This is a genomic window from Faecalicatena contorta (assembly GCF_021531995.1).
GTDB lineage: Bacteria > Bacillota > Clostridia > Lachnospirales > Lachnospiraceae > Dorea_A > Dorea_A contorta_A.
This window is the reverse complement of sequence record NZ_JAFBIZ010000114.1, coordinates 1-9,510: the sequence shown is the minus strand read 5'-3', so window position 1 is coordinate 9,510 and position 9,510 is coordinate 1. Positions and strand designations below refer to the sequence as shown.

The 9,510-nt window shown below is 46.3% G+C and carries 11 protein-coding genes; 6 read left to right on the top strand and 5 right to left on the bottom strand.

The window, feature by feature from the left end:
- Positions 1 to 644: radical SAM protein (locus JQM82_RS12900; protein ID WP_235250763.1), on the bottom strand; the 644-nt coding region annotated here is incomplete at its 3' end.
- Positions 645 to 2,007: 1,363 nt separating this feature from the next.
- Between JQM82_RS12900 and JQM82_RS12895 the strand changes: the two genes are divergently transcribed.
- Complete coding sequence (locus tag JQM82_RS12895) at positions 2,008 to 3,228, top strand: MFS transporter (protein ID WP_075680193.1); 1,221 nt, start codon at positions 2,008 to 2,010, stop codon at positions 3,226 to 3,228.
- Positions 3,229 to 3,308: 80 nt separating this feature from the next.
- Here JQM82_RS12895 and JQM82_RS12890 read toward each other — a convergent pair whose 3' ends face one another.
- Complete coding sequence (locus tag JQM82_RS12890; protein WP_002575858.1) at positions 3,309 to 4,109, bottom strand: helix-turn-helix domain-containing protein; 801 nt, start codon at positions 4,107 to 4,109, stop codon at positions 3,309 to 3,311.
- Positions 4,110 to 4,187: 78 nt separating this feature from the next.
- Positions 4,188 to 4,451: a hypothetical protein gene (locus JQM82_RS12885; RefSeq protein ID WP_002575859.1), complete on the bottom strand. Its 264-nt coding sequence runs from the start codon at positions 4,449 to 4,451 to the stop codon at positions 4,188 to 4,190.
- A 228-nt stretch (positions 4,452 to 4,679) separates the two neighbouring features.
- Here JQM82_RS12885 and JQM82_RS12880 point away from each other — a divergent pair, with 228 nt between their 5' ends.
- The 5 genes from JQM82_RS12880 (at position 4,680) to JQM82_RS12860 (ending at position 8,520) form a co-directional block, all read left to right on the top strand.
- Positions 4,680 to 5,093 (top strand): cysteine-rich VLP domain-containing protein, encoded by a 414-nt coding sequence (locus JQM82_RS12880; RefSeq protein WP_002575860.1) that lies wholly within the window; start codon positions 4,680 to 4,682, stop codon positions 5,091 to 5,093.
- Between the two features lie 111 nt (positions 5,094 to 5,204).
- The gene (locus JQM82_RS12875; RefSeq protein ID WP_002575861.1) at positions 5,205 to 5,600 is read left to right on the top strand and encodes a replication initiator protein A; all 396 of its coding nucleotides are present in this window, start codon (positions 5,205 to 5,207) and stop codon (positions 5,598 to 5,600) included.
- 173 nt (positions 5,601 to 5,773) lie between these two features.
- The gene (gene mobV, locus JQM82_RS12870; RefSeq protein WP_235250761.1) at positions 5,774 to 6,718 is read left to right on the top strand and encodes a MobV family relaxase; all 945 of its coding nucleotides are present in this window, start codon (positions 5,774 to 5,776) and stop codon (positions 6,716 to 6,718) included.
- Entirely contained in the window at positions 6,702 to 6,914 is a 213-nt protein-coding gene (locus JQM82_RS12865; RefSeq protein WP_002584948.1) for a hypothetical protein, read from the top strand. Before mobV ends, JQM82_RS12865 begins: the two co-directional genes overlap by 17 nt.
- 94 nt (positions 6,915 to 7,008) lie before the next feature.
- On the top strand, positions 7,009 to 8,520 hold the full coding sequence (locus JQM82_RS12860) for a recombinase family protein (protein WP_002575864.1): 1,512 nt from the start codon (positions 7,009 to 7,011) through the stop codon (positions 8,518 to 8,520).
- Between the two features lie 142 nt (positions 8,521 to 8,662).
- Here the strand turns inward: JQM82_RS12860 and JQM82_RS12855 are convergent, their stop codons facing one another.
- Complete coding sequence (locus tag JQM82_RS12855) at positions 8,663 to 8,860, bottom strand: hypothetical protein (RefSeq protein ID WP_117818838.1); 198 nt, start codon at positions 8,858 to 8,860, stop codon at positions 8,663 to 8,665.
- Between the two features lie 41 nt (positions 8,861 to 8,901).
- The gene (locus JQM82_RS12850; protein ID WP_129896115.1) at positions 8,902 to 9,453 is read right to left on the bottom strand and encodes a DUF2812 domain-containing protein; all 552 of its coding nucleotides are present in this window, start codon (positions 9,451 to 9,453) and stop codon (positions 8,902 to 8,904) included.
- Positions 9,454 to 9,510 lie beyond the last annotated feature (57 nt).

Genomic DNA, 9,510 nt, shown 5'->3' with positions numbered 1-9,510 from the left:
CCTTTCATGTGAGGTATAATTATATCTCTTGTTCTTTGATTTGTTGCATGAAGAGAGAGGGTGAGTTGTATCTTCAGATGTTCTTCTCTTATTTTTTTTAATTGTTCTAAAGGACCTACTGTCGAAATATTAATTCCATCTGTGGGGAAATTAAGCCCATTTCTATCTCTTAGTATATGAATTGACTTAATTACATTATCATAATTAAAAAATGGTTCACCCATTCCCATATATACAATTCTGTTGACTTTTTCCTTCAGTAATGTTACTTGTTGCACAATTTCGGAAGGAGTTAAATTTCTTATAAATCCATTACTTCCAGATGCACAAAAAATACAACCGACAGGACATCCTACCATTGTACTAACACATACAGTTACACCTGTTTTTCTCTTTATGCAAACAGTTTCAACGCAGTAACCATCCTTTAATTTGAAAGAGTATTTTCTTGTGTCACCGCCATTATAAATATCATTAATGCTCATTGTTTGATATTTCTTTTGGGGCTTTTCCTTATAAAGGGCATGCATAAGCGATCGAGCTTTTTTTTCTCCAACGCAATCACAAATTTCTTTATATGTATAACCGTATGGGTCCGAATTTATCATTTCTTCAGTGATAATTATTGTGTTTTTATTTTTCATATCATCAATACCTTTCGAGAAATATAATTACAAAATACGATAAACTACCATTATTATAATAACATTTCTAGAACAAAAAATCAATAATCTACATATCTATTTTACTTAAAATACTAAAAATACTCTAAAAATATATGTATCGAATTTTTATGTAAAATATTTGTCAGAAAGAAATTTAATAATGCTGTCTAAAACTTGTGTAGAAAGATAACTGAATTATTATTTTCTGTTTAAATCACATACTCTAAATTGTTGATTTTTTTAGGTGGTATCGAAAAAAACGACACCATCTTTTCTTTTTCGGGAAGGTTAGGTCAGTTTACAAGGAACTACACGCAGACCGTGAAACGGGCTGCTGACAACAAACGGCGCTATGCTCCCGGCTGGGTGCATAGCACCTGTTTGTTGCGGGGGTTTCCAAAGGGGGCAGCGCCCCATTTGGCACACGACTTTGCGGAGCAAAGTGTAGTGTGTTATACGCTCTGTCGGCGTTGCCCTGAAAATACCGTTGCCGCCGGGGAGGGCAAGGGCATTTGACGCGGCAGGAAAGCAGGGCTTTGTTTGGGGCTGGTAAGCCGGAAACAAAGGGCTGATTTCAGCAGCAGACAGGGCGTATTATGAAAGCCCCCGTCCCTCGTCCTCCGCCCCCGGCCTATGGGACAAAAAGTCCCAAAGCTCTGGACACCGTGACCAGATGTGTGGCCACACTCCGGGAAAAGTAGCAGGACGGCAGGAAACCGTCAAGGCTGAAATGAATGGGCTGACGCCCGGCCTTGACCGTTCCCCGCCGCCCCGCTGGATGGGTGGACAAGGTGGCCAATCCCTAAAAGTGTTTGGCCGCACTCGTTCATTTTGGGGCCTTTCTTCTCCCAAAATTGAAATGGGCGGGAAAGCCCTAAAATGGCTTTCCCGCCTTGATTACCCATTAGCAAAGACGGGCGAGACTGTCAACGGCGGCGCTGAAAGCGCCGTTCATCTTGACCGTTGACTGGCTCGCCTGGCTTTGCTACTGCCCGTAAGAGATGGAAAAACAAGATGGAAAACAAGGTTAAAAATGGTTGACAAGTCTATCGGATGTGTGTTATACTGTGCGACAGTTTGAGATTGGAAGGAGGCTTACGTGTGTTAATTTGTGTACGCTAATAAGCAATAAAAAGTAGAAGTACCTTTCCACATGATGGTGGGCTTTTTTTGCGTGCGTATGCAAAGGAACACGTAGGTTTGACACGAGCAGTCTTTGAACTGTATCGTGGTGTTTTTTCGTGCTTTGTTGTTATGCAGGCGTCTGCCCTCTCTGTGGGACAACGCCTGCTTTTTATTGCAGAAACAAAGGAACAATGCAATAAAAAAGGAGGTTCGCATTATGACCCAAAACAACAATTCATGGAGAAAAACTTATTTTACACTTCTTGCCGGACAAGCAATATCCTTTATTAGCAGCGGTATTTTGCAAATGGCCATTATCTTTTATTTGGTTGCGAAAACTAATTCTGCAATCATATTGACGGCGGCAACACTGATTGGATTTTTGCCGCAAGCCTGTTTAGGCCCGTTTGCAGGTGCTTTTGTTGACCGGCACAGCCGTAAAAGCGTAATGATTGGTGCGGATTTGATAATTGCCGCCGCTGGCGGTATTCTGGCGCTGGTGGCGTTTTACATGGAATTGCCCGTATGGTCTATTATGGTTGTCCTGTTAATCCGAAGTGCGGGAACTGCTTTTCATTCTCCAGCATTCAGCGCAGCAACACCTATGATTGTGCCAAAAGAGGAACTTACAAAATGCGCTGGTTACACGCAGACCATGCAAGCAGTAAGTGCGATTATCAGTCCAGCTGCCGCAGCGTTTTTATATGCTGTTTGGCCTCTTAATGCAATTATATTGTTAGATATTGTGGGTGCAATCCTTGCCTGTGTGACTGTTGCGATTTCGTCCATACCAACGCCTGAACTATGTCCAGAAACGAAAAGACAACAGTTTTTACAGGATATGAAAGAGGGGTATGTGGTATTAAAGCAAAACAGGGGCCTCTTTGCTCTGCTCTGGATTGGTGTAATTTATATGTTCTTTTATATGCCAATCAGTACGCTTTTTCCTCTCATCTGTATGTCATACTTCAAAGGAACACCGGCCCATGCCTCTGCCGCTGAAATTGCTTTTGCGGTTGGTATGCTGCTTGGCGGAGTCATTCTGAGCATTTGGGGCGGTTTTAAGAAACGGCGGTACACCATCGGTCTTTCCGTTCTCCTGATGGGCGTTAGCATTATGCTCTCCGGGCTTTTGCCGCCAGACGCATTTCTTGTCTTTGTTGTGTGCTGTACTGTTATGGGAATTTCCGCTCCATTTTACGGTGTGCAAAATGCGATTTTTCAAGAAACGGTCAAACCAGAATATCTGGGGAGAGTTTTTTCTCTACTGACAAGCGCCGCTTCCCTCGCCATGCCGTTTGGCCTTGTCATTTCCGGGCCTCTGGCGGAGCGGCTGGGAGTTGAGAAATGGTTTGTCATTTGCGGAATTGGCATTATCATCGTTGCGCTTGCCGTATTTTTACTACCCGGTTTGAGAGAGATTGACAATACGCAATAATCAACTGCACCTTTTTCTATTACTAAACAAAATGCCTGGATGGTGGTTCTGAAAAACCAGAACCGCCGTTCAGGCATTTTTTATCTTCGTCCTCTCTGCGGTTTTGGATTCTTCAGCAAGTCGGATTTTTCCGCAATCTTTTTCAGCCACTTCCGTTCTTCTACTGACAGCTTCCTAAAATTCAGCTTGAGCCGTTTGCAGATAAACGCCAAGTACGCTTGTTCCGTGTCGCTGTCCTGGCTGACGATTTCACCAGCAGTTTCCAGCATTTCTTTTAGCGGGTTATCCTCTGGGACGCTGAAAAAATCGTCCTTGTGTGTTTCCCGCAGAGCAAGGGCAATCCCGTTTATGTCCCGTTGTATCACATAGCGGCAAAACTCGTCCTCATCAATATGGGCGGTGATAAGCTGTCTTAACTGCGTATCACTCATGCCAGGATTATGCTTTTTTATAACAGTTGCGCTCATCGTGTCCACTATGGCGTTTGCACCCTGCGCCTGTTTCAGTGCCGTTCCGTTCACATAGATTTCAAGGTCAGCCATCAGCCGGGGGAAATCCGGGTGCGCCGCCAGCTCACACAGCAGGGTATTGTCTATCCTCCCGCTTTTCAGCAGGTCAATCATTTCATCACTCAAACGCAGGTCTGCAAGATCGGCGTTTGGGTGATTTTTCATTTCAGACAGCCCCAGCAGATAATCAGCGGTCACACCGTAAAACTTCGCCAGCCGGATAAGGGCATAGTGGCTGATGTCCTTGAAGTCTTCCGTTTCGTAACTGCCCAGCGCAGACTTGGAAAGCCCGGTCTGCTCCGCAAGCTGCCCCAGCGTCAAGCCACGCTCCACACGTAGGTCTTTTAATCGCTCTTGTATGGATAAAGACATATTCACCCTCCTTGCTAGCTCAACGAAAGAGAAGCCGTTATGCTATGTACTATGCTCATAGCATAACGGCATAGGCATTTACAGTTTTATTTTACCATTTGCTACATCTTCACGAAATTTATCAACAAGCTTCGCTGTCAGCTTGGATTTACCGTAGTGTTCAAGTACAAAAGTACGATAACTTTTTCCATCTACAAGCACATCACTTTTTCTGGTCAACAACCAATTTCCGTTACCTCCTCCCTGTTCTCTAATATTCCAGTCTTTCCCATATCTTTTATAGATTTCATCTTTTTTACCTTGAACAGACATTGATTCGCTTGGAATATAAACAATTTGCATAATAGCTCCTCCTTTATTTTGTGCAAGAAGACCAGAAACCTGAATTTGTCTTTTATCTTTTTTTGATTATATCACAAATCCGAGAGCGTGGAAATAGGGAGTTTTTCAGGCTGATTTCCTACCTCTTGGATATACGGCACAGGCGGTCAAAAAGGTGTAGACTTGGGATAGTTCATCGATGGACAAGCACCTTGGAAACAGAACACGCCAAAGAAAACGGAGGGACGCATGAGCAAAAGACCCTATCAACACCTGCCGCCGCTGGAACACAGGCCGGACGGCTCCCCCTACCGCATAACCCCGCCCCAGAAGAGACGAGCCAGCGGCCTGATACGCCGGGAGTGCTGCAACTGCGAGGACGGAAACTGCCTTGCGCTGGACGATGGCGACACCTGCGCCTGTCCGCAGATGATTTCGTTCTCCGTCTGCTGCAAGTGGTTCCGCTGGGCGGTCTTGCCGCTGGACAGGACGCTGGAAGCGGAGATTTACCGGGACAGGGACTTGAAACGCTGTGCGGAGTGCGGCGGTGTGTTCGTCCCGAAGTCCAACCGGGGCAAATACTGCCCGGACTGCGCCGCCAGAGTTCACAGGCGGCAGAAAACAGAAAGTGAACGGAAAAGGAGGTCTGCTGTGGACAGTTAAGAGCGGGAAAAGCCTTGATTTGCAAGGCTCCGCAAGCCCTCAACCGGGGCGGCTGGTATCATTTATCATTCGCCCCGGAAAACGGGCCTCTAACCGTCCACAAAACACGCTATGACAAACACGATTTATATTCACCAGCCGGAAAAGGCGTTCAGTTTCACCCGGCTCCCCAATTTCCTTTTTGAAGCACCCACATTCCAGCCCTTGAGCAACGAAGCGAAGGTGCTGTATGCCTTTGTCCTGCGCCGGGCGGAGTTGTCCCGGAAGAACGGCTGGGCGGACGAGTACGGGCGGGTCTACCTGTACTACCCCATCTGCGAGGTGGTCGCTTTGCTCCGCTGCGGGCGGCAGAAAGCGGTCAACACCCTGCGGGAGTTGCAGTATGCGGGGCTGGTGGAAATCCAGAAACAGGGCTGTGGAAAACCCAACCGCATTTACCCGAAATCCTATGAAGCGGTTCCAAACACCGACTTCAAGAAATCCGGTTATGGTACGCCGGAGGGCTGAAAACCGTACTTGGCGAGTACGAAAATCAATCCTCTTGAAGTACGGAAATCTGACGGTATATAGAAATACAGAGATTAAAACCATCTATTTACATTCATTCCATTCCAATCCTATCAGAGATATTTTCGGCGGGAAAACCCGCCGGAAAGGAATGGAATGGGGAAAGGAGTTCAATGGCACAACACGCAATTTTGCGATTTGAGAAGCACAAGGGCCACCCGGCGGGGCCGCTGGAAGCCCACCATGAACGGAAAAAGGAGCAGTACGCCAGCAACCCGGACATTGACACCAGCCGGAGCAAGTACAATTTCCACATCGTCAAGCCGGATGGCCGCTACTACCATTTCATTCAGAGCCGCATCGAGCAGGCCAGATGCCGCACCCGCAAGGACAGCACTCGGTTTGTGGACACGCTGATTACCGCCAGCCCGGAGTTTTTCAAGGGCAAGTCCCCAAAGGAGATAGCGGCCTACTTCCAGAGGGCGGCGGACTTCCTCATTGACCGGGTGGGCCGGGAGAACATCGTTTCGGCTATGGTACACATGGATGAAAAAACGCCCCATCTGCACTTGGTCTTTGTGCCGCTGACAAAGGACAACCGCCTGTGCGCCAAAGAAATTATCGGCAACCGGGCCAATCTGACGAAGTGGCAGGACGATTTTCACGCCTGTATGGTGGAGCAGTACCCCGACCTGGAGCGTGGGGAAAGCGCCAGCAAGACGGGCCGGAAGCATATCCCCACCCGGCTGTTCAAACAGGCGGTCAACCTCTCCAAACAGGCGAGGGCCATTGAAGCGGTTCTCTCCGGCATTACCCCGCTGAACGCCGGAAAGAAGAAAGAGGAAGCCCTCTCCATGCTGAAAAAGTGGTTTCCGCAGATGGAGAACTTCTCCGGGCAACTGAAAAAATACAAGGTCACAATCAATGACTTGTTAGCGGAAAATGAAAAGCTGGAAGTCAGGGCAAAGGCCAGCGAAAAAGGCAAGATGAATGACACGATGGAACGGGCGAAGTTAAAAAGCGAACTGGACGATATGCGGCGGCTGGTTGACCGTATCCCGCCGGAGATTTTAGCGGAACTGAAATGGCAACAGCGGCAGCATGGAAAGGAAAGGTGATCTTATAAGTAATATCAGATACAAAAAGGAAATCGAAATCGTGACTTTTCAGGGAAAGGAAATCACACTGGAAAATCTCTCCCCGGTGTTCACGCCGGAACAGGAAGCAGCCAAACGCCGGGAACTGGAACAGCAGCTTTATGAGGTGTTCCGCAAGTACGCCGACAAGCGGGAGAGTGAGGAAGCCGGGACATAAGGTTTTCCAAACCCATCATTGATTTGCGGGGCTGCTGGCGGTATAATAGAACTGTCAGCAGCTCCGTTTCTTTTTTAAGAAAAGGAGCGACAATATGAACAATCGGATAGACGCAATCTATGCAAGACAATCGGTAGACAAAAAGGACAGCATTTCCATTGAAAGCCAGATTGAATTTTGCAAATACGAGTTGAAAGGCGGTAACTGCAAGGAATACACAGACAAAGGGTACAGCGGCAAGAACACAGACCGTCCGAAGTTTCAAGAACTGGTGCGGGACATCAAGCGGGGCTTGATTGCAAAGGTCGTGGTTTACAAGCTCGACCGTATCAGCCGTTCCATTCTGGACTTTGCCAACATGATGGAGCTGTTCCAGCAGTACAATGTGGAGTTTGTGTCCTCTACGGAAAAGTTTGATACCTCCACGCCGATGGGACGGGCCATGCTGAATATCTGTATCGTGTTCGCCCAGCTTGAACGGGAAACGATACAGAAGCGGGTAACGGACGCTTACTACTCCCGCAGTCAGCGGGGCTTTAAGATGGGCGGGAAAGCCCCTTACGGCTTCCATACGGAGCCTATCAAGATGGACGGTATCAACACAAAGAAGCTGGTGGTAAACCCGGAGGAAGCGGCCAATATCCGGCTGATGTTTGAGATGTACGCCCAGCCCACAACTTCCTACGGGGACATTACCCGGTACTTTGCCGAACAGGGGATTTTGTTCCATGGCAAAGAGCTGATACGCCCCACGCTGGCGCAGATGTTACGCAATCCTGTCTATGTGCAGGCAGACCTTGATGTGTACGAATTTTTCAAAAGTCAAGGTACAGTCATTGTCAATGACGTTGCCGATTTTACGGGCATGAACGGCTGCTATCTGTATCAAGGGCGAGATGTAAAGGCCAGCAAGAAAAACGACTTAAAAGACCAAATGCTGGTACTGGCTCCCCATGAGGGTATCGTCCCCTCCGACACCTGGCTGACCTGCCGCAAGAAGCTGATGAACAACATGAAAATCCAGTCTGCCCGGAAAGCCACCCACACATGGCTGGCAGGAAAAATCAAGTGCGGGAATTGCGGGTATGCTCTTATGAGTATCTACAATCCCTCCGGCAAACAGTATCTCCGCTGCACGAAACGGCTGGACAATAAAAGCTGTCCTGGCTGTGGGAAAATCATCACTTCGGAACTGGAAGCGGTTGTTTATCAGCAGATGGTAAAGAAGCTGGCAAGCTACAAGACGCTGACAGGAAAAAAGAAAGCGGCAAAGGCAAACCCGAAAATCACCGCCCTGCAAGTGGAACTTGCCCATGTAGACAGCGAGATTGAAAAGCTGGTGGACAGTCTGACGGGGGCAAACAATGTCCTGTTCTCCTATGTGAATGTGAAGATAGCGGAACTGGACGGGCGCAAGCAGGAACTTCTGGCAAGGATAGCGGAGTTGACTGTGGAGGCCATCAGCCCGGAACAGGTCAGCCAGATTTCCGGCTACCTCGATACCTGGGAGAATGTATCTTTTGATGACAAGCGGCGTGTGGTGGATTTGATGATCACCACCATAGCCGCCACAAGCGACAGCTTGAACATCACATGGAAAATCTGACTGGCGGCACCCCTCCCGTCAGATACCTACCCTGTGTAGTCCCTTGTAAACTGTACTTTAGCAAAAAATAGACAAAAAACACCATCCATATAAAAATTATTCTTTATTTTATTTCAACATTGGCTCCTCCAAATACTGAATTTTACTTCTTGCTTTTAGCCTTTTTTACAGTTGAAAATACTAAAACAGCAAGTGAAACTAAATCAATTATCCCCAATGTCCTTACTATCATATCAGGCAACCCCATCGCAAAAATATTAGCTCCTATCAAAAATAATGTTGCGATACCAATTACCATTAAACTTATTGACCACATTGTATTGATTATCTTTGAGTTCATTTCTCTACCTCCACAAATTCAACCATTTTCCATATACCTACCTATTCCTTATGGACTGATTTATAATATTTCCAATATGGAATCGCAAATGAGATAAACATTCCTAAATATACCACAAACATAATGCAGAAGAGTATCATTAAACCACGGCTAAAAGGCGTGTCAATTAAGCTCTGTTGAATCATTTGCGGTATGATTATCAGAAAGAAAATTGCCAAAAGGGGTATCAAACGTCCTTTGAAAACTCGTTTCATCATATCTAAACGTGAAGCATCATCACAGAAGATTTCTTCTACTCCATCCATTTCAGAAGCCGCCTTACGAAAATAGCTGTAACCTACATAATCCTGCAAATATTCCCAACCACAATCATTGAACATTTTCACGTATTCTTCTTTATGAGCAATCCCGTTCTGATTATAATCAAGCTGATAAATCACATCTTCTGGGACACACTTTTCAAAATGATAGACACAAAAACCAGATACTTTAACAAATTTCCAACCATTTTTGTGTTGTTCTCTTAAATATGTTTCCTCTTTTTTCCATTCAGGAACAGAAAAAAATCTCAATTCTGTTTTTGTATTTTTCATATTATTTTGCCTCCACCATGTTTTTATATAAGCGTTCAATTCTTTTTATTTCTAACT